We start from the raw sequence: 20,592 nt of genomic DNA on the forward strand, positions 1-20,592 counted from the left end.
CCAACCCGGCGTCGCCTTCGGCTACGTCGGCTGAGCCGGGTGGGCTGAACCGGACGGCGCCCGCCCGAACGGGCCGCCGCCACACGGACGCCCTCGACGCCCCGCGGGCCCACGACCAGGTCCGCGGAAATGGATAGAGACAGAAACACATATTTTTAAACATCAGGAATACCAACCCTGATCGGGCGGGACTCACGGGGTCAGCATCGGCGGCTGTGGGGCGATTCTGTCTTCGGGTTTGGAGCCTGGGGGGATGCAGTGGCTACTCCGGTGCCACTGCTCTCGGTCTTTGACGCAGAGGGCCTGCGCGCCTTGGCAAGGCGAAGCGTTTCGACATGCCATGCTCGGCAACGACGTTGTCGACATACTCTCAGCGGCGAGCCGGGCTCAGAAGTTTCCCGAGGCTTCCTCCTTCGGGATCAGCTTCTCCAAAGGTCAGGTCTAAGATCGTCCGCGGAGGCTCCGGTTCTCGCTCTCCGGAGACTTCATCCGCTTGACTTAGTCGCCCTTCAGGCCGCCGTACTTGGGCTCGCTCCTGCGCAGAGCGGTCGCGAGTGTGTCGCCGCCGTAGCGCGTTCGCCTAAAAGCGTGCACGTGACCGTGGTGATGGTGGTTCCACCGAGGATGATGTCGGTTCCGGGATCGGGGCGCGTCACGCGGCCGGAGGCTGCGCCGGGGAGCAGGGCGATGGCGGCGATGCGGAAATCGGCAGGTACAGCTCGGCAGGGCGAGCTCGCCATGCGCCGCACGGCCCCTGATTTCTACCGGAGCCTGCCCCGGTTCACCGCCTTCTCCAGCCTCATGGATCCAGGCCTGTATCGGCCGCTGCCCGCGACCTGGTGGCTCGGTGTGGCCGATGTCGTCTGCTCCCAGCAGCAGATCGGGCTCGGCCGCTACAAGGCGGTCAATGCGGCCGGCGCCGCCACCATCGCGGCCGTTTCGAATGCCCTCGGCCGGCGCGAGTTCCCCTTCGTTTTCGGCGGTGACGGAGCAAGCCTCGCCATTGCCTCGGAAGACGTTGACACCGCCAGAGACGCGCTGGCGGCAACGGCCGTCTGGGTCCGTGAGGCGCTGCAACTCGAGCTGCGCACCGCTCTCCTGCCGGTCGCAGCCGTGCGCGATCGCGGGCTTGACGTGCGCGTCGCGCGCTACGCGCCCAGTCCCCACGTGTCCTACGCCATGTTCAGCGGAGGCGGCCTTCCTTGGGCGGAAGCCGCCATGAAGGCCGGCGACTATGCCGTCGCGCCGGCCGAGCCCGGCAGCCAGCCTGACCTGACCGGCCTCTCCTGCCGCTGGCAGGAGATCCGTCCCCGCCACGCGTTGATGCTCTCGCTCATGCTTGTGCCGAAGCACAGCGGCGACGCGCCGGCCTTCCGGCAACTCGTGCAGGAGATCCTGCACAGCCTGGATATCAGTGACGAGGTCGCACGTCCGATGCAGGATGAGGGACCGCAGATGCGCGGACCGTGGGCGGGGCTGGATCTTGAACTGCGCGCCGTGCCGGGCTCTCGTAGGAGCCGCCTCTGGCGCAAGCTTCACATCGTAGCACGATCAATTCCGGAATACCTGATCTATCGCTCAGGCTTGAGGGTAGGAGCGTTCGATCCAGCGGTGCTTCGGCATGAGATCGTCGGGAACACGGACTTCCGCAAATACGATGATGCGCTGCGGATGACACTGGACTGCACCGAGGTCTTCGCGGATCAGCTAGAGGCGCAGCTCACCGCTGCCGAGGCGCAGGGGATCTGCCATTTCGGCCTGGAGCGGCAATTGGCTGCGCAGTTGACCTGCATCAGCCCTCCGGTGCCCGGCAGCGGGCACATGCACTTCATCGATGGCGCTGGCGGAGGCTACGCCGCGGCCGCCGCAAGGCTGAAAGGTCGGGCGGCAAGCGTCGGGGCCGTGGTGCCGAGCAACCCGTGAGGGGGCTGTGAAGCGTGGCTGATGCCGGATGAAGCGCGGGCGCTCGGGACGACCTCCTCGAGCGGTGTTCAAGATCATTGTGCAGCACCGCATCAGCGAGCATTTGGTCGATGGCGGGACCTTCGCGGTCGGCGCCAGCCTGATCCGTGCCGATGCCTGCGAGCGGCGACCGGTCGAAGGCGCGAAAATCTTCACCGTGTAGGAGCTTTTCCGGCCCGGGATCTTTTCTGATGGGATGTCCGCTTCGGCGCTTTCTCGAAACGGGCTGAATGATCGAGATGGGCGCGGCGCCGAACGTCCGCTTCCTGGCCAAGTACCAAGTCGCTTGCAGTGCTAACCTACCTTGTGCGCCGAGCCTTCAATGTTGCCTTGGAGCAGTTCTCGACCAGCGTAGATGCCGCCCACGACTTCCAGATCGAGCCGCTCCGTGTCGCGACGGCGAACCTGCTCCATGATCGCGCTCGCCACTTCAGGCTCGGCCCCGACCGTCAGGAGCGCCTGCTTGCCCAGTGCCAGGGCTGACTCGGCCGTCTCGCGGATCTGGTAGGCTACTCCGGCCTCAATGAGCGCGACCGCATGTTCCCGGTCGCGGGCGCGGGCGAGAACCGGCACCGGGGGGAACTCGGCCTTGGCGAGTTCGGCGATGCGCTTTGCCATCGCGGGGTCGTCGACGCAGATCAGGATCGCCCGTGCGGTCTCGGCGCCCGCCGCGCGCAGGATGTCGAGCCGGGTGCCGTCGCCGTAATAGACCTTGAAGCCGAAGCTTTCGGCAAGGCGTATGTTCTGGGCGTTCGTGTCGATGATCGATACGAAGCAGCCCTGCGAGATCAATGGCTGGCTGGCGATCTGCCCGAAGCGGCCGAACCCGACGATCAGGGCGCTCCCGACGAGGTCCTCCGGCGCATCAACGCCGTCAGTCGAGGTCACCGCCTTCGGCACGAGCAGGTCGAAGGCTATTACCATCAAGGGCGTGATCGCCATCGACAGGATGACGGTCGCGGTCAGGACGGAGTTGGTCGTGCCGTCGATGATGCCCGCGCTTGCGGCCGCTGCGTATAGGACGAAGGCGAATTCGCCGCCCTGGGCCATCAGGGCCGCGCGCTCCAGCGATTCGGCGTGCGAGGCGCGCAAGAGCCGGGCGACACTGTAGATGAACAGGGCTTTGACGGCCATGTAGGCGGCGACGCCCATGAGGATCAGGCCCGTATTCGCCGCGATCACGGTTAGGTCGAGCGACATGCCGACGCCGAGGAAGAATAAGCCGAGCAGGATACCGCGAAACGGCTCGACATCTGCCTCTAGTTGGTGGCGGAAGCTCGACTCTGAGAGGAGCACGCCGGCCAGGAAGGCGCCCATCGCCATGGAGAGGCCGCCGAGTTGCATCGCGAGCGCCGAGCCGAGCACTACCAGAAGAGCCGCAGCCGTCATTACCTCCCGCGCCTTAGCGGCAGCGAGGATATGGAACAGCGGGTTGAGCAGCCAGCGACCCGCGGCCACAAGCGCCGCGACCGAGCCCAGGGCGATGGCGACTGCGACGGCGCGCTCCGTCCCGCTGGACTCGACGCCGCCCGGCGCCAGCAGCGCGACGATGGCGAAGAGGGGAACGATGGCGAGGTCTTCGAGCAGCAGGATCGCCACGATCCGCTGGCCCTTCGGCGTGGAGAGCGCGCGGCGCTCCTCCAGCAGTTGCATGACGATGGCGGTCGAGGTCAGCACGAAGCCGGTGCCGGCCACGAAGGCCACGGTGACCGAGAACCCCAGGCCGATCCCGACCAGGGTGAGGGCGGCGATACAGGCACTGACCTGAACAAGGCCGAGCCCGAAGATCGACCGGCGCATGCCCCAGAGCCGGGAGGGCTCCATCTCCAGCCCGATGATGAAGAGGAACATCACGACGCCGAGTTCGGCAACGTGCAGGATGGCGTGGGCGTCATTGAACAGGCCGAGGCCGAAGGGGCCGATGGCCAACCCCGCCAGAAGATAGCCGAGGACCGAGCCGAGGCCGAGCCGCTTGAACAGCGGCACGGCGACGACCCCCGCCGCCAGCAGGGCGACGACTTGCACGAGATCGCTTCCCGCGCCGGACGCTTCGACAGCCATGGCGTTGTTCAACCTCGTGCGTGCGGGAGCGCCCGCGATGGGCCGCGGAACCTTGTATCAGCCACGATCACGCCGCCGTGAACGGGAGCGGCGCTGGCGTCGACTCACGGATAGCGGACCGGAGGCGGATCCTCGGGCAGCGGGATGAACTCGGCATCGTTCGGCACAGTATCGAACCGGCCCTGGCGCCAATCCTCCTTGGCCTGTGCGATCCGCTCGGGCCGCGAGGATACGAAATTCCACCAGAGGTGACGCGGCCCGTCCATCGGCTCGCCGCCGAGTACCATGAACCGGGCGGCTTCCGTCGCGCGGATGCTGATTCGGTCACCGGGGCGGAATACCAGCAGTTGCCCGGGCCCAAAGCCGTCGCCGGCGATCTCGATAGCGCCCGAGACCGTGTAGATTGCCCGCTCGTCGTAGGTCGGATCAAGGGGGAGCACAGCGCCCGCCTCCAGCGCCACGTCGGCGTAGACCATTGGACTTGAGGTCCGCACCGGCGAGCGCGCCCCGAAGGCCTCGCCCGCGATCAGCCGGACAGTCTTGCCCTCGCCGGTCAGGACCGGTAGCGACGGCGCGTCGTAGTGCTCGAAGGCTGGCGCCGTCTCCTCGTCCTTTGAACTCAGGGCAACCCAGCTCTGGATCCCGAACAGTTTCGAGCCAGTCTGCCGGAGGGTCGACGCGGTGCGCTCGGAGTGTGTGATGCCGCGTCCGGCGGTCATCCAGTTCAACTCGCCCGGCCGGATCGGCAGCGCGGTGCCGAGGCTGTCGCGATGCATGATCTCGCCGTCGAACAGGTAGGTGACGGTCGAGAGACCGATATGCGGGTGGGGCCGCACGTCCATCCCGGTGCCGAGCAGGAACTCGGAGGGGCCCATCTGGTCGAAGAAGATAAACGGCCCGACCATCCGACACTCGGTCGAGGGCAGTGCGCGGCGCACTGCGAAGGAGCCAAGGTCCCGCGAGCGCGGGACGATCAAGGTCTGGATCGCGTCGCAGCTGAAATGGTCGCCCGGAACCGGATCATCCGCACTGTGCCAGCTCATCACTCTTTCTCCTGTTTTGGCCAAGGCCGACCGGGTGATACGGGATGCGCCCTGACGACGCGTCGCCGGAAGCACATTGCGTGATCCTGTCAGCGTCGAATATGGAAACCGGCGAAACGCAACGTTTCCATTTCTGAGCGCAGACCCTTGGCCTTGGGTGGTCGTCAAGTCGTTATCGGCTGGGTCATTCGCCGGCTGCTCGTGCGGCGTCACGGATCAGGCACTGTGGTATGATCTCGCGTGTGAGGATCTCACGCCAGTAGCGATCCTCAACTGCCTGCAAGACCTAGACTGCAGGTGCGAGCCTCCACGAGGTCTGCTTGCGGGCTACCGTCGAGCAGTGCTGTACGGCAGCAATGGGCGCATTGCGGATCTTCCGCTTGCGGTAGGCGGTCATCTTCCGCGCCTGACCCAGCGCAGGCCCTCGCAACATCCGCTTGAAGGCGGTCTGATCAGCGGCGTGAGCTACTGACGGTGGCCGGTAGCGGGCGCATACCACACTGATCCGGGACGCTCGGAGCAAACTCTACGGTTGCCCTCAACTAATGCGCCGGGCGCTTCGCGGGCCGTTCTTCCGCAGCAATCGGGAGGCACTGTGACAGCGATTGCAAAGACATGGCGCGCGCCCTCTCGCGTTGGTCCGGCGGTTGCTATGCTGGTGCGTCTCGTTGGGGGGCCACGATGAAGCGACGCACATTCCTCGCCGCAGGTGCCTCGACACTGGCAGCGCCAATCGTCGGCCGAGCGCAAGACGCCCGGGTGCTGCGCATGGTGCCCCAGGCGAACGTGACGTCCATTGACCCGATCTGGACGACCGCGATCGTGACGCGCAATCACGCCTATATCATCTATGATACCCTGTTCGGCCTCGATGCCGACCTGCAGCCCCAGCCCCAGATGGCGGCCGGCTACCGGGTCGAGCAGGATGGGCGGAAAGTGACGATCGCCCTCCGCGAGGGGCTGCGCTTTCATGACGGGACCCCCGTCCTCGCGCGCGATTGCGTCGCCAGCATCAGGCGGTGGGCCGCGCGGAACGGGTTTGGCCAGACGTTGATGGCCGCGACCGACGAGATCGTGCACGATGGTGATGCGAACATCGTCTTCCGTTTGAAGGCGCCTTTCCCGCTGCTGCCGAACGCACTGGCGAGCGTCAGCCAACCCGCCTTCATTATGCCGGAGCGGATCGCGCAGACTGATCCGTTCAAGCAGATCACGGATGCCACCGGCTCCGGGCCGTTCCGCTGGAAGGCGGACGAGTTCAACTCGGGCAGCTTGATGGTTTACGAGCGGCACGCGGGATATGCGCCCGCTCCCGGTGCCCCGAGCCTGACCGCCGGCGGCAAAGTCGCCCATTTTGACAGGGTCGAGTGGCAGATCATCGCCGACGGCGCCACTGCGGCGGCTGCGCTGCAGAACGGCGAGATCGACTGGTACGAGCAGCCACCGCCGGAACTCCAGCAGCTCCTCGCCCGCAATCGTAACATCGTCGTGGAAGGGCTCGACCGCTTCACCAATCCAGCCATCCTGCGCATGAATCACCTGCAGCCACCGTTCGACGATGTCGAGGTGCGCCGGGCTGTGCTGCCGGCCATCATCCAGAGCGACTTCATGGCAGCCGTGGCCGGTGATGATCCCGCCAACTATGACGACCGGTGCGGGATCTTCACGCCGAGAACGCCTATGGCGACGGATGCCGGCATGGAGGTGCTCACGGCCTCGCGAAGCATCGAGAAGGCGCGGGCGGCGCTGAAAGCCGCGGGCTATAACGGCGCGAAGGTTCGGCTGATCGGTCCGACGGATATCCTGGCGCCCTCGGCGATCACCCAGGTCGCGGCCGATCTGCTGCCCCGTATCGGCTTCAATGTGGATCTGGCCCTGAGCGACTGGGGTACGGTCATCCAACGCCGCGTCTCACGCGAGCCCGTTGATAAGGGCGGCTGGTCCGTGCTGCTGACTACGTTCTCGTCGTTCGACAATGCTGATCCGGCGGCGCTTCAACCGCTCAGAGCCAACGGCGCGGGTGCCTGGTTCGGCTGGCCGTCGATTCCGAAGCTGGAGGAACTCCGCGCCGCCTGGTTCACCGCTCCGGATGTGCTTGTGCGCAAAGCGCTCTGCGCGGAGATGCAGCGGGTCGCACTCGACCAAGTGGCCTACGTACCAGTCGGCTCCTATCGATCCATGACCTCTTTCCGGCGCAATCTGACGGGCCGGGTCCTCGGATTTCCCATCCTCTGGAACATCAGAAAGACCTGAGCGAAACGTCCGGTCACCGAAGGCCGCCGGAGGTTTTTGGTGGGATCAGCCGGGCCGGTTCTCGCCGGGTCTGCGTATCTTTCCGCCGGCCATGGTGTCTCTCTCACGAACGCACCGCCTCCCCGTTCCACGTCCGGATCCAGCACCATCCCCTCATCCATCAGAAAACCACGAGACAGAGTGCCCGGCTTCCATAAAATCCTCCGGTCGGGCACGAAGACCGGACCGGAGGAGACGAGTGATGAATAGACGTGATGTCCTCGCGGGCGCCGCCGCCCTGACGGCGACCACGGTCGCGGCCCAGGCCGACCGGCTGCCCCTCGGCGACCTGCTGGGTACCCGCTATCCCGATCCGCGGGTCGAGGCGCTCGACAAGCGCTTCCGCTACAAGGTCGGCAACGCCGCAATTGAGCGCATCGCCACTGGCTTCCGCTGGGCGGAAGGCCCCGTCTATTTTAGGGATGGCGGATACTTGTTGTGGAGCGACATCCCGAACAACCGGATCATGCGCTGGCTCGAGAACGGCCACGTCAGCGTCTATCGGGCGAACTCGAACTACTCGAACGGCAACACCCGCGACCGCCAGGGCCGACTGATCACCTGCGAGCACGATACCCGCCGGGTGACCCGCACCGAGCCGGACGGGAAGATCACGGTCTTGATCGACACGTTCGACGGCAAACCGCTCAACGCTCCCAACGACGTGGTGGTGGCCTCCGACAACGCGATCTGGTTCACCGATCCGGGCTACGGCATCGACGGGTTCTACGAGGGTCACAAGGACAAGGCGGAACTGCCGACCCGGGTCTACCGGCTCGATCCCTCGACCGGGCAGGCCAAGGTCACGGCTGAGGGCATCGATCGGCCCAACGGCCTCGCCTTTTCACCCGACGAGAAGATCCTCTACGTCGTTGATTCAGGCATCACCCATGGTGGGCGGGCCAATATCCGCGCCTTCACGGTCGAGGGCGACCGGCTCATCGGCGACCGCGTCTTCGCCGAAGGCTTCGCGCCGGGCTTCACAGACGGAGTCCGCACCGATGTCGACGGCAATGTCTGGTGCTCGATGGGCTGGGCCGACCCGAAGGAGGACGGAGTGCGCTGCTACATGCCGTCGGGCGACCTGATTGGCAAAATCAACCTGCCCGAGACCTGCGCCAATCTCTGCTTCGGGGGGCCGAAGAAGAACCGGCTGTTCATGGCGGCGAGCACCTCGATCTACGCGGTCTATGTCGAGACGCAGGGAGCAATGGTGCCGTAGGGTACCTCGGCCGCCCCACAACGACTGCCGCGCGTGAACTCTCAACCCTTGCGCAGGAGAGGCTGGGTCGCCTGTGGGCATGACGGCAGCGTCTAATTCGACGAGTTTTCGCTCGGAAGTGGACAGGCGGGTTCCACCCATCTGAGACATTCATGCGAGCGATGCGACGCGGCTGATGCTGGCCGATTGCGGTCTGTCCGCTTCGGGGCAAGGCTGCCGGGAAAGCAAACGATCTCCTACCGACCCGATCTTGCCGTTCAGACCATTCCACTGCCTGCCGAGAAAGGAAATGTTGGATCAGGGCCACGCGTCATCTTTCGCCGCCGTACAGGGTTCGCCCAAAGAGCGCGAGCATTGCGCTCCAGCCACGCTCGGCAGCGGCATGATCGTAGACTGGAAAGTCCGGCATCATCCAACCGTGCGCGGCTGGATACGTTTGCGATGTATAGCGTACGCAGGCCTCCGTCAGAGATCGCTGCAGCCGCTCGGCCATCGCAGGCGGGTAGCTGCCGTCGTTCTCGGCAGCGCCAATATAGACCTCCGCCCTCAGCTTCGGCGCGAACAGGTGGGGGCTCGTGGGCGCATCGGTCGCGAGATTGCCCCCGTGAAAGCTTGCGGCTGCAGCGAACCGCTCGGGGTAGGTTCCCGCTGTGGCTAAGGCCATGCCGCCGCCCATGCAGAAGCCCACCACCCCGACCGCCCGACCTCTGACGTCGTCGCGCGTGTCGAGATAAGCGAGCATGGCCTCTGCATCTTCCGCGGCCTTGAGGGGACTGGTTGTAGCCATGAGCGGCCCGAGGACAGCGCGAAAGTCACCTGCGAACACCTCCTTGGGCACGAATGGCCCGTAGGGTCCGTAGCGGTAGAAGAGATCCGGCAGCAGGACGATGTAGCCAGAGGCAGCGAGTTGCTGTGCCATGTCGAGCATCGCCGGCCGGATACCGCCGGCGTCCATGTAGACGATCACCGCGGGCCATGGTCCGCCGCTGGCGGGGATCACCACGTGCGAAGGGCAATCGCCATCGCGTGTCCGGATCGTGACTTGTTCGATTGGCATGAGGGGCTCCTCGGCGGGACGTCTGCGATGTCCGCTTTGAACCACTGGCGACCGTCAGCCAATGGACCACAAACCATTTGATCCAGTTACCCTTCTATGACCTACAATCTGTGGTTGGATAATAAATGGGTTTTAGACATAATATACCATAAGACACATCCCGTTCAAGATTAACGATCTAAAAACGCGTACATGCCAAGGATAGTATCATTATACCTGCTTGGTTACATCGCATGCTTAAGGTTATTGGCTGTTTCTCGGACTCACATGATTTTTGGCTCGTCGGTCTGGCGGCTGTCATGTGTGCGCTCGCTGCGATCACATGCGTCGAGCTGCTGCGCCACGCTGGCAAAGCAAGCCCGCGGATGCGCGCGATCTGGCTCGGCGTCGCGGCTGTGGCCGGTGGCTCCGGCATCTGGGCGACACACTTCATCGCGATGCTTGCGTTCGAGCCAGGCCTGCCGAGCGCCTATCACGTCGGCCTGACCAGCCTCTCGCTCGTCTACGCCATCGCCATGACCGGGCTTGGCCTTACCATCGCGCTCGCTCGCGCCATCCCGTTCGCAGCCACGCTCGGCGGCGCGATCCTGGGGCTCGGCATTGCGGCCATGCACTACACCGGGATGGCCGCGTTCGAGATCGCTGGTCACATCATATGGGACCCCGCCCTCGTGGCGGCTTCATTGATCCTCGGCGGTGTGCTTGGCAGCGTTGCCCTCCCGGTCGCCCTCGTAGGCGAGAGCCTGCGCGGGCGCACGACTGGCGCGCTGTTGCTCCTGCTCGCGATCTGCAGCCACCACTTCATCGCCATGGGTGCGGTCACGATCGTTCCTGATCCGAGCGTCCTGATCTCAGAGAGTGCCATCCCGGCCCGCTGGCTTGCGGTCGGCATCGCCCTGGCGAGCCTCGCCATCCTGTTCCTCGCAAGTGCGGCGCTGGCCCTCGACATCCGCGACCGGCGCCACGTGGCGCTGGAACGGGATCGCCTACACAGCCTCGCCAACGCGGCCGTCGAAGGACTGGTCGTGTGCCGGGGTGACCTCATCATCAGCGCCAACGACAGCTTCGGCAAACTCGTTGGCCTCGCTGCGACTGAACTCACCGGGGCTGCGCTGTCGCGGTTCCTGCCCGAAGCTGCAACCCGCCTCGCGCTGACTGAACCGTCGGATCAGCTGATCGATGCCGAGCTGACGCGCGCGGACGATGGCACGATCCCCGTCGAGTTGATCATGCGTCCGGTCACCTACGGCAACCAGCCGCACTACGCGGTCGCCGTGCGCGACCTGCGCGCTCGGCGACGGGCCGAGGGACAGATCGAGTTCCTCGCCCATCACGACGCGCTCACCGGGCTCGCCAATCGCGCGAGCTTCAATCAACGCCTCGACCAGGAGCTGAAGGTCGCCGAAGCGACCGGCCGAAAGCTCGCGGTTCTCTGCCTCGACCTCGATCGGTTCAAAGAGGTCAACGATCTCTTCGGTCACGCGGCCGGTGACACCATGCTGGTCACCGTCGCCCGCTCCGTCACGACACTCCTCGACGAGACGCAGTTGATGGCCCGTCTTGGCGGCGACGAGTTCGCGATCCTGATCCCCTGCGAGCAAGCGGTCGCAGCCGGGCGCCTGGCCGAGCAGGTCCTAGAAGCGCTGCGCAGCAGCAGCGCCGATGCCACCGGTCCGATGATCGCCACCAGCATCGGTATCGCCCTCTACCCGGACGACGCGGATGAGCGCGCGCTGCTCCTGAGCTACGCCGACACGGCGCTCTACAAAGCCAAGGCCGAGGGTCGAGGCACTTACCGCTTCTTTGAAGCCAAGCTGGGTACGCAGGTTCGAGAGCGGCGCCTCCTCGAACACGACATGCGCCACGCCGTGGCCCGCGGCGAGATGCACCTCGTCTACCAGCCTCAGACCGACGTGCAGACCGGTACCGTACTCGGCTTCGAGGTGCTGCTGCGTTGGCAGCATCCCCAGCGCGGTCCAGTTTCGCCTGGCGTGTTCATCCCGATCGCGGAGGAGAGCAGCGCGATCCTGCAGATCGGCGAGTGGGTGTTGCGGGAAGCTTGTCGTGAGGCGACGAGCTGGCCGAACCCACTCACGATTGCCGTCAACGTCTCCGCCGTGCAGCTACACGCGCCGCACTTCGCCCAGCTCGTTCACGAAGTCCTGTTCCAGACTGGGCTCAAGCCCAATCGCTTGGAGATCGAGATCACCGAGACGGCACTCATCCGTGATCCTGGTCGGGCCCAGTCCACCCTGCGCCAGCTGAAGGCTCTCGGAGTCCGCATCGCAATGGACGATTTCGGGACCGGTTACTCGTCCCTGTCGAACTTGCGCGCCTACCCGTTCGACAAGATCAAGATCGACGGCTCTTTCATCCGGGCGGTCGATGTCAACGAGCAGACGGCCGCGATCGTGCGGTCGGTTCTCGGGCTCGGCCGCGGTCTGGGACTTCCGGTTCTCGCCGAGGGAGTCGAGACGCAGGCGGAGTTGAGCTTCCTGGCAGGCGAGAACTGCCAATCGGCACAGGGCTACCTGATAGGCCGACCCGCTGCGATCAAGACTTTCAATGAGCACACGCATGGTGCTCGATCTGATAGCGACCGTCACGCCTTGGTAGCCTAGCGCAGTTTCAAATGCGTCGCGGCGGGGAGCGGCACGAGGCCGTCGGTTCTAACCGTGTGAGCTAGAACTCAGAAAGTCGATGTATGGTGAGCCATCTCGCGCTGATCACGGATGCCCCGCGCCGTGGCGAGTGCCCTGTACGCGCCCTCAGCGCGGTCGACGCCTGCCGTATGCACGACCTCGACCAGGCGATAGCTTCGATCTGGAAGGTTTATGCAACGCTGATCGACCGGCAGCCCTACCGGCAGCTCATGTCTGCGAAAGCACTGGCAATCTTGAACGATATGGTAGGTCCAATCGCCGGCTCGCTCGGGGGTGCTTACTGTCCTGTCGCTGCGGCGATCGACGCATGAGCGAGCGTCGAGCCGCCGCTCGGCACCCCGTCGTCGTCCCCGCTCTGTGCCTTCGCAGCGACGGATCCGAGTTCCACGCGGTCACTGTGGACATCTCGTCTGAAGGGTTGAGACTGCGATCAGCAACGCTGCCGGTGGTCGACGAGCGTTTAATCTGCAACATCCGTGACATTGGACCCATTCAGGTTCGTGTCGTGTGGGCGGGGAGCTGCGACTTTGCCGTGCGCGTCATCGGCACGACTCCTTCACCCGGCGACGTGGCGCGACGCTTCATCGAGCTGGCGCGCCGGCAAGCGAAGTTGTCCGAGGTCGTGCGGGTTCACCGACGGATCGTTCCAGAGCGCACGGCCGTAGAGGTCGAACTGGCGGATGGTCGGCGCGTGCCGGCGCAGATCCTGAACCTGTCGGCCTCGGGCGTGGCGCTGTCATTGGATACTGCTCCAGCGCTGGGCGAAATAATCCGAGTTGGGCGACGTCAGGCGACAGTCGCGCGTCGAATTGAGCGAGGCGTCGGCGCGGCCTTTCTCGAACCGCTCGAGGACGCGGCGGTCGGCGAGCACACTGTGCTTTGAGGCGCGGTGTTTAGGCCGTCGCGTACGTATCAGCGACCGTGATCCATGACGTCAATGATCAAGATTAAATCCGAGCTTCGCGGGTACTGAAAGTCGCTCTTATGTGAATGCCTCGGCGGCAAGGCCGTGACGCGCAATGTCTGCTTTGAGGGAGCTGCCAAGACCGCTTGAATGACTGGGATGGGCGCAGAGCCGAACGACCGCTTTGGCGCGGGTCGGCGATCCGGCATGGCGTAGTCTGGCCGAACGCAGAACGGCTGCTTTAGAGCGCCTGGAATCAACAACCGGACATGCCGCAGCCGCGGCGCAAATCCAGGCGCTTACAAAAAATGTCCGCAGTCTCGTGCGAAGCAAAACACAGAGCTGGACGCTGGCTGCGCGAGGCGGTGTCTGCCAAGCGGGCTCGCCGATGCTGGCACCTGTAAAAACTTCGGAACCGAGGCGTCGAAGCCGGTCCGCTTCTTGCTCCTCCTGCGCTCGCTGGATGCACTCATGGCTGCCGAATCCGGAGATTCCGCATGCGTCGATCCCTGCACACGGATCAGGAAATCGCCTTCCTGCTGGACGAGGCCGCGCGGGGCATCCCCATCGCCGACATCTGCGCGAGCGCCCATGTCTCGCTCGGCACCTTCTACCGCTGGCGTCGTCGGCTCGGCGGGCTGATGCCTGCGGGCCTGGTCCGGCTCGATCAGGTCGAGCGGGAGAATGCCGGCCTCCGGGCCGAGGTGCAGCGACTCCGCGCTGCCCTGCTCATGCAGCCGTTGCGCGCGGAGCCAACGCAACCGACACCGACGGAGCGCGTGGCCCTGCATCAAGGCCCGCGCCACCGCGGCGCCCACGCCTGTGTCGGCAGGTTTGCCTTCGTTCGAAGCGCGAACTGAACGCCGGAATCCCGTAGTCAGGGTCGGCGTGTCGCGGTCCCGTGTTTCCAGCCTCAGACCAATCCGGATGGCGCCGTCTCGAGGGCCGATTTGGGCATCATCATGTGCACGCCCTTGTTGCCGTCGACAGTCTGGGTGATCCGCAGGTTCCCGGCGAGCGAGCAAAGCATATAGGCCTGGTTGCGGGTGAGGCGCGTACGCGCGCAGACGAGGCGGACCATCTCCCGCACGGCTTGGCGCATGGCCTCGTCGAGGCTCTCGTGCAGGCCGATCGACATCAGGTCGGCGGGCGTCTCGGCGAAGGGCCACGCGCCCGGAAGGTCCTTGCGCACAGTGAGTCGGAAGGTGCCGCTTAGCCCCGTCTCCAGGGCGGTGATGCAGACCTCGCCGTCGCCCTGCACGCCGTGGCCGTCGCCCGCGTAGAAGCCGCCGCCGGGGTTGAACACCGGGAGGTAGAGGCTCGTACCGACCCGCATCTCCTTGTTATCCATGTTGCCGCCGAACGCGCGGGGCACCGGCGTCCCGACCCGACCCCAGGCGGCAGGTGGTGCGGTCCCCATGATGCCGAAGAACGGGTCGAGGGGCAGTTCCGTGCCCCAGGGCAGGCGGCAAACACCGCGCGCCGTGTCGATGTCGGCGTGGACTGTCTCGTAGTCGGTGAACTCGTCCGGCAAGGTGCCGAGCAGCGGCAGGATCGCCACGAAGCCCCAGTCGAGGCGGAACTTCAGGTCGAGGATGTCGATCTGCAGCATGTCTCCGGGCTCGGCGCCCTGCACGTGGACCGGGCCGGTGACGAAGTGCGGGCCGGGGCCGCGCTCCAGCGTGTCGAGGGCGTGCAGCAGGTCTGGCGGCACGCGGGCCGGGTCGGGGTGGAGCGACTCACGTCCACCCGCCGGATGCGAGTGCAGCGTGACGGTGTCGCCCGAGGCGACCGTCAGCACGGGCGGCAAGGCGGCGTCGAAGTAGCCGAGCACCATCGTTTCGGGCGTGGCGGGGATCTCGTGATGGGCGGACACGGCGTCTCCTGGGTTGTCCGTCAGATGGCGATGTGACGGGTAAGGATCTCGTGGTTCAGCGTGGCGGGGTCACCGCGCACGACGACGCTACCCCGGGACAACACCACCACGGCGTCGCCGACCCGAAGGGCGAAATCCAGATACTGCTCCACGAGCAGCACGGTGATCCGCCCTTTGAGCCCGGCGATCACCGCCTCGATGGCGGCGACGATCGAGGGCTGGATGCCTTCCGTCGGCTCGTCGAGCAGCAAGGCGCGGGGCCGTGTGGCGAGCGCTCGGGCAATGGCGAGCTGCTGCTGCTGGCCACCCGATAGGTTGCCCCCCGGACGGTGCCAGAGGTCGCGAAGCGCCGGGAACAGGGTGACCGCCTCGTCCACCGCGTCGGTCCGCCCGAGGCCGTGGGCCCGGGCCGCGACCCGCATGTTCTCGGCGACGGTCAGGTCGGGGAAGATCTCGCGCCCCTGCGGCACGTAGGCGAGGCCTGTCCGGGCGCGCCGGTCCGAGGACAGGCGCGTCAGTTCGGTCCCGTCGAGGGCGATCCGGCCTTGGCTCGCCGGGATCAGGCCGGTGAGGCAGCGCAGAAGCGTGGTCTTGCCGGCGCCGTTGCGGCCGAGAACGGCAAGGCAGCGCCCCGGCTCGACCGCGAAGCCGACCCCGCGCAGCACCTGCGCGCTGCCGTAATGCTGATCGAGCCCCTCGACGGCGAGGCGTGCGGGTGCATGCGTCATCGGCCGAGGAAGACCTCGATCACGCGGGCATCGCCGCGGGCACCCTGCATGCTGCCCTCGTAGAGCGTGCGGCCCTCGTGCAGCACCGTCACCCGGTCGGCGATGGCCTCGACGAAGGCCATGTCGTGCTCGATCACCAGGATCGCGCGGTCCGGCCGGCGCAGGTCCCGGATCAGCGCGGCGGTCTGGGCTGTCTCGGCGTCGGAGAGGCCGGCCACGGGCTCGTCGAGGAGGAGGAGCGCGGGCTCGGCGGCGAGCACCATGCCGATTTCCAACCACTGCTTCTCGCCATGCGCGAGGGCGCCGGCCTGCACGGCGGCCCGTGGGGCAAGGCTGATCTCGTCGAGAACGGCGGCCACGCGGGCGACGCGTGCGCGCGCCTTAAGGGCGGGTCCGCAGCCCATCTCGATGTTCTCGCGTACGGTGAGTGCCGGGAAGACGCTGGGCTTCTGGAACTTCCGCCGCACGCCGGCCCGGGCGATCTCGGCCTCCGAGCACTTCGTCAGGTCGATAGAATCGTCCAGCATCACCCGGCCGGAAACCGGTTTGGTGATCCCGGAAATCACATCGAGCAACGTGGTTTTGCCAGCGCCGTTCGGGCCGATCACAGCCCGCACCTCGCCCTGATCGACCGCGAGCGAGACGGCGTCGAGCGCCGTGAAGCGGCCGAAGGCGACGGTCAGGGCGTCGACCACGAGTGCGCTCATCGCCCCCTCCGCAACCAAATCGGGCGCGGGCGCAGGGCCGCCAGGTCGAGGAGGCCGTTCGGCAGGACCAGCACCACGAGGAGCACCAGCCCGGACAGGATGAAGGGCCACGCTTCCGGCATCGCTGCGCTGAGCCAGAACTTCAGGCCGTTGACGAGAACGGCGCCGATCACCGCCCCGCCGAGCCGCCCCAGCCCGCCAACCGCCACCCAGACGGCGATCTCGATGGAAAGGTCGGGGGCCAGAACGCGCGGGTTGATGATGCCGACCTGCGGCACGTACAGGATGCCCGCGAGCGCGGCGATCATGGCTGAGAGGCACCAGATCCCGAGCTTCAGCCGCGTGGTGCTGTAACCAAGGGTGCGCAGGCGGATCTCGTCGTCTCGGCAGGCGAGCATTCGCCGTCCGACGGCGCCGCCGACGAGAAGCCGCGTTCCGGCGAGCACCGCCGCCAGCGTCAGGAGGGCTGCGACGGCCAGCCCGATGCCCACGCGCGGCGAGCCCATCGGCCAGCCGAACAGCAGCGGGAACCCGGTCATGCCGTTGTTGCCGCCGAGCCCGGTATCGTTGCGGTACATCAACAGCATCGCGACGTAGACGAGAGCTTGGCTGATGATCGAGAAGTAGACGCCGTTGACCTGCGAGCGGAACGAGGCAAGCCCGAATACGAAGGCGACGAGGCCGGCGAGCGCAAGGGCGAGGACGAACGCGTAGGCGGCGAGGTCGAGGCCCGCCCAATAGGTCGGCAGGGTCTTCCAGCCCATGAACTGCACGAAGTCCGGCAGGACGCCGGTCACGGCTGCGCCGTGGGCCAGCAGGTGCATGGCGCAGACGTAGCCGCCGATGGCGAAGAACAACCCATGCCCAAGGCTCAGCATTCCGAGATAGCCCCAGACCAGGTCGAGGGACACGGCGAGGATCGCGAAGGCGGCGAGTTGGCCCAGAGCGTTGACGAGATACGGGGCGGGGGGCGCTGCGAGGAGCGCTGCGGCGGCCACGAGGCAGAGGACCACAAGCCCGGCCACCAGGGGATCGCGTATGGCGCGTAGCGCCGGTCCGGCGGGGCGCGCCCGGATGGTCTGCATCGCGCCGCTCATCGCCGCCGCCGGACGGCGAACAGGCCCTCGGGCCGTCGCTGCAGGAACAGGATGATGCCGACGAGCACGATCACCTTGGCGGCGACCGCACCGGAAATCGGTTCGATCAGCACGTTGGCGCCGCCGACCGCGACTGCCGCCACGAGGGTCCCGATGAGGCTTCCGACGCCGCCCAGCACCACGACCATGAAGCTGTCGACGATGAAGCCCGAACCCATACCGGGATTGACGCTGTAGATCGGGCAGAGTGCCACTCCGGCGAGCCCAGCCAGGCCCGAGCCGAGGCCGAAGGCAAGGCGGTCGATCCGGCGGGTCGGCAGGCCGAGGCAGGCGGCCATGTCGCGGTTCTGTGTCACGGCGCGGATGTCGAGCCCTAGCGGCGTGCGGCGCAGGATCAGCAGCGTCAGAATGAGGGTGGCCCCCGCAAAGCCGATCGCGAAGAGCCGGTTCCAGGTCATGACGAAGTCGGCATAGACCGGTACGCCACCGCTGACGTAGGCGGGCATCGAAAACTGAAGGTTCTGCGTGCCGACGGTGACGCGCACGAAGTTGACCAGAAACAAGCTCACCGCCCAGGTTGCGAGCAGGCTCATCAGCGGTCGCCGGTAGAGGTGGCGTAGGACCAGCGCCTCGACGCCGATGCCCACCAGAGCGACCGCCACGAAAGCCAACGGGATTGCCGCCACGAGGTAGAGGTCAAGCAGTCCCGGGACAAACCGGCGGAAGGCCTCCTGAACGCCATAAGTGGTGTAGGCACCGAGCATGATGAACTCGCCCTGGGCGAGATTGATCACGCCCATGAGCCCGAAGATGATGGCGAGCCCGGCCGCCGCCATGAACAGGATGCTTGCGAAGCTCAGCCCGTTGTAGACGATTGCGAGACCATCGCCGATCGCGACCGCGCGCCGGACCTGGGCCAGACCCGCATCGAGGGCGACCCGGAAGGCCGGGTCGGCACGGTAGGCAGGGTCGCTCTTCAAAGCGTCAAGCCGCGCCGCGGCAGCCCCGGACGGGCTCGCGGCCACGGCGGCGATCGCCGCCCGGCGTCGGACCGGATCGGGCGAGGACAGGGCGGCCGCCTCGGCGAGGCTGGCGATCGTACCCTTCAGCGCAGCATCACTCTCCGCATCCCGTGCCCGGTCGAGCACCGCTGCCGGAACGATGGTGATGCGCCGTTCCAGGACGGCAAGACCGGCGGCGCGAGCGGCGGGCGTCCCCTCCGTGAGCAGGGCCAAGACGCCGCGCGCCGTCTCGACGGCGGCACGCTGGCGCAGGCCGAGGACCGGCGCGCGCGCCTCCGCGGCCGGCCGGCGCGCGCCGGTCACGGCGTCCTGGCCCTCCGTCGCGTCCTGGCCCGCGAGCAGCAAGGCACCGTCCGGCAAGCAGGCGACGCGACGCTCGACGAGGGCGCCGAGGAGCCGCCCGGCGTAGGCGAGGTCGTCGGCCGGCAGATCGCCGCCGGCGCGGACGAGGCCCTCTGCCGCCCCAACCTGTGCCGCGCCATCCCCGCACAAGGCCCCGGCAAGTATCGCCCGGTCGAGCGGCGCTGCAAAGGCCGGCATTGCCGGGAGCGCCAGACACAAGAGCGCCAGGTACCAGAACGCCGGGTACCAGGGCGCCAGGTACCAGGGCGGCAGGCCTGCCTGGCGAGGACGCCCCCTCGGATCAGCCATAGGGGCTGAACGGGACCGGCTTCGGCGCGTCGGCAGATTGCCAGAGCACGTCGAAGCCGCGCTTCTCGTTGACCGAGCCGATGAAGACGCCGCGGGAGACGTAGTTGTTCTCGCCCGTCATGGTCAGCGTGTAGCCCGACGGATCGTCGAAGCTGAGGTTCGCGAAGGCTTGGCGCACCTCCGGTACTGCGAAGGAGCCCGCCTTGGCGGCGGCGAGCGCCCAGAGATGGACGCTGTCGTAGGCCGAGACCATCGGATCGATGACTGTGTCGGCGCTGAACGGGACGTTCTTGGCCTTCACGTAGGCGGCCCAGTCGCCAAGGAATTTCTTGTTCCGTTCGCCCTTGGCGGCCTGGAGATAGGCCCAGCAGTTCAGGTGGCCGACGAGCTTGGCGGTATCGAGCCCTTCGAGATCGGCCTCCACCATGTCGAGGCCGAGGATCGGCACGTCGGTGGCGGTGACGCCCTGGTTGGCGAATTCACGCAGGAAATCTGGGATCGAGGATCCGACGACGGTAAGCACCACAATCGCTTGGCCGCCGGGCTGGCTGGCGAAGCTGCGCACCTGGTTCACGAGCGTCTGGAAATTCGAGAAGCCGAATGGCACGTACTCCTCGCGCCACGCGGTCTCCGGGATGCCCTTGCTCTTCCAGTACCCCTTCAATTGCTTGTTGATCGTGCGCGGCCAGACGTAGTCCGAACCGATCATGAAGAAGCGCTTTGCGCCGACTCCTTCGGGGCCCATCAGGTAATCGACCGCCGGCAGCACGGAACTCGCGGGCGGCGAGTTCATGTAGACGACATTCTTTGAATTCTCGTCGCCCTCGAAGTGGAGCGGGTAGAACAGCAGCCCGTCGTTCTGCTCGACGACCGGCAGCACCGACTTGCGGGACACGGAGGTCCAGCAGCCGAACAGGGCCGCGACCTTCCCCTGTTGAAGCATTTGCCGGCCGACCTGGGCGTAGAGCGGCCAGTCCGAGGCGGGATCGGAAGTCAGGACCTCGATCTGGCGGCCGTTGACGCCGCCGCGTCCGTTGATCTCGTCGGCGGCCATGCGAACGACGTGGTTCAGCCGGCCCTCGAGATTGGCCATCGTGCCGGAGGACGAGAACAGGCACCCGAGCTTGACCGGGTCGGCTGCGAAGGATGGGCGGATGAGGGCTGGTGCCGCGAGCAGCGCCGCTGCGCCGACGAAGCTGCGCCGCGTGAGATGCGTCATCGATCCCGAAGCTCCCGTGGATTGGCCATCCGATTGTCGGCCGCCGTCCGGTCGACGGGAAGGGGAAAGAGGCCGCAGTCCGGCGAGG

17 protein-coding genes are annotated in these 20,592 nt (G+C 66.5%); 8 read left to right on the forward strand and 9 right to left on the reverse strand.

Going from position 1 to position 20,592, the window contains the following annotated elements; all coding sequences use genetic code 11:
• Window positions 1–687: 687 nt before the first annotated feature.
• Entirely contained in the window at window positions 688–1,923 is a 1,236-nt protein-coding gene (locus FV242_RS09660; RefSeq protein WP_147938762.1) for a DUF3095 domain-containing protein, read from the forward strand.
• Between the two features lie 28 nt (window positions 1,924–1,951).
• Window positions 1,952–2,125 (forward strand): hypothetical protein, encoded by a 174-nt coding sequence (locus FV242_RS34465; protein WP_187278378.1) that lies wholly within the window; start codon window positions 1,952–1,954, stop codon window positions 2,123–2,125.
• A 131-nt stretch (window positions 2,126–2,256) separates the two neighbouring features.
• Here the strand turns inward: FV242_RS34465 and FV242_RS09665 are convergent, their stop codons facing one another.
• Both FV242_RS09665 and FV242_RS09670 read right to left on the reverse strand, forming a co-directional pair.
• Window positions 2,257–4,023: a monovalent cation:proton antiporter-2 (CPA2) family protein gene (locus tag FV242_RS09665; protein WP_147938763.1), complete on the reverse strand. Its 1,767-nt coding sequence runs from the start codon at window positions 4,021–4,023 to the stop codon at window positions 2,257–2,259.
• A 104-nt stretch (window positions 4,024–4,127) separates the two neighbouring features.
• Window positions 4,128–5,066, reverse strand: a complete 939-nt coding sequence (locus FV242_RS09670) for a pirin family protein (protein WP_147938764.1) — start codon at window positions 5,064–5,066, stop codon at window positions 4,128–4,130.
• Window positions 5,067–5,747: 681 nt separating this feature from the next.
• Between FV242_RS09670 and FV242_RS09675 the strand changes: the two genes are divergently transcribed.
• Together FV242_RS09675 and FV242_RS09680 are read left to right on the forward strand one after the other, a co-directional pair.
• Window positions 5,748–7,319: an ABC transporter substrate-binding protein gene (locus FV242_RS09675; protein WP_147938765.1), complete on the forward strand. Its 1,572-nt coding sequence runs from the start codon at window positions 5,748–5,750 to the stop codon at window positions 7,317–7,319.
• Between the two features lie 241 nt (window positions 7,320–7,560).
• Window positions 7,561–8,580 (forward strand): SMP-30/gluconolactonase/LRE family protein, encoded by a 1,020-nt coding sequence (locus FV242_RS09680; protein WP_147938766.1) that lies wholly within the window; start codon window positions 7,561–7,563, stop codon window positions 8,578–8,580.
• Window positions 8,581–8,890: 310 nt separating this feature from the next.
• Here the strand turns inward: FV242_RS09680 and FV242_RS09685 are convergent, their stop codons facing one another.
• Window positions 8,891–9,637 carry a dienelactone hydrolase family protein gene (locus FV242_RS09685; protein WP_147938767.1) on the reverse strand — a complete coding sequence of 249 codons (747 nt, stop codon included), beginning with the start codon at window positions 9,635–9,637 and terminating at the stop codon, window positions 8,891–8,893.
• Window positions 9,638–9,870: 233 nt separating this feature from the next.
• Here FV242_RS09685 and FV242_RS09690 point away from each other — a divergent pair, with 233 nt between their 5' ends.
• From FV242_RS09690 to FV242_RS09700, 4 genes are all read left to right on the forward strand, one after another.
• Window positions 9,871–12,258: an EAL domain-containing protein gene (locus FV242_RS09690; RefSeq protein ID WP_147938768.1), complete on the forward strand. Its 2,388-nt coding sequence runs from the start codon at window positions 9,871–9,873 to the stop codon at window positions 12,256–12,258.
• Window positions 12,259–12,341: 83 nt separating this feature from the next.
• Window positions 12,342–12,611 carry a hypothetical protein gene (locus FV242_RS34470; protein WP_210248927.1) on the forward strand — a complete coding sequence of 90 codons (270 nt, stop codon included), beginning with the start codon at window positions 12,342–12,344 and terminating at the stop codon, window positions 12,609–12,611.
• Window positions 12,608–13,183 (forward strand): PilZ domain-containing protein, encoded by a 576-nt coding sequence (locus tag FV242_RS09695; RefSeq protein WP_187278380.1) that lies wholly within the window; start codon window positions 12,608–12,610, stop codon window positions 13,181–13,183. Before FV242_RS34470 ends, FV242_RS09695 begins: the two co-directional genes overlap by 4 nt.
• Before the next feature lie 518 nt (window positions 13,184–13,701).
• A complete protein-coding gene (locus FV242_RS09700; protein WP_147938770.1) occupies window positions 13,702–14,064 on the forward strand; it encodes a transposase in 363 nt (120 codons plus the stop codon).
• Between the two features lie 53 nt (window positions 14,065–14,117).
• Here the strand turns inward: FV242_RS09700 and FV242_RS09705 are convergent, their stop codons facing one another.
• Genes FV242_RS09705 through FV242_RS09730 form a run of 6 tightly spaced genes read right to left on the reverse strand, consistent with a single transcriptional unit; the run spans window position 14,118 to window position 20,504 of the window.
• Entirely contained in the window at window positions 14,118–15,080 is a 963-nt protein-coding gene (locus FV242_RS09705; RefSeq protein WP_147938771.1) for an acetamidase/formamidase family protein, read from the reverse strand.
• 20 nt (window positions 15,081–15,100) lie between these two features.
• A complete protein-coding gene (gene urtE / locus FV242_RS09710; RefSeq protein ID WP_147938772.1) occupies window positions 15,101–15,808 on the reverse strand; it encodes an urea ABC transporter ATP-binding subunit UrtE in 708 nt (235 codons plus the stop codon).
• Window positions 15,805–16,515 (reverse strand): ATP-binding cassette domain-containing protein, encoded by a 711-nt coding sequence (locus FV242_RS09715; RefSeq protein WP_147938773.1) that lies wholly within the window; start codon window positions 16,513–16,515, stop codon window positions 15,805–15,807. The genes urtE and FV242_RS09715 overlap by 4 nt, the downstream gene beginning before the upstream one ends.
• Entirely contained in the window at window positions 16,512–17,612 is a 1,101-nt protein-coding gene (gene urtC, locus FV242_RS09720; protein WP_187278381.1) for an urea ABC transporter permease subunit UrtC, read from the reverse strand. Before urtC ends, FV242_RS09715 begins: the two co-directional genes overlap by 4 nt.
• On the reverse strand, window positions 17,609–19,285 hold the full coding sequence (gene urtB, locus FV242_RS09725) for an urea ABC transporter permease subunit UrtB (protein WP_246692652.1): 1,677 nt from the start codon (window positions 19,283–19,285) through the stop codon (window positions 17,609–17,611). Before urtB ends, urtC begins: the two co-directional genes overlap by 4 nt.
• Window positions 19,278–20,504, reverse strand: a complete 1,227-nt coding sequence (locus FV242_RS09730) for a transporter substrate-binding protein (RefSeq protein ID WP_147938774.1) — start codon at window positions 20,502–20,504, stop codon at window positions 19,278–19,280. Before FV242_RS09730 ends, urtB begins: the two co-directional genes overlap by 8 nt.
• Window positions 20,505–20,592: the final 88 nt, after the last annotated feature.

This window comes from Methylobacterium sp. WL64 (genome assembly GCF_008039945.1).
In the GTDB taxonomy this organism is placed as follows: Bacteria; Pseudomonadota; Alphaproteobacteria; order Rhizobiales; family Beijerinckiaceae; genus Methylobacterium.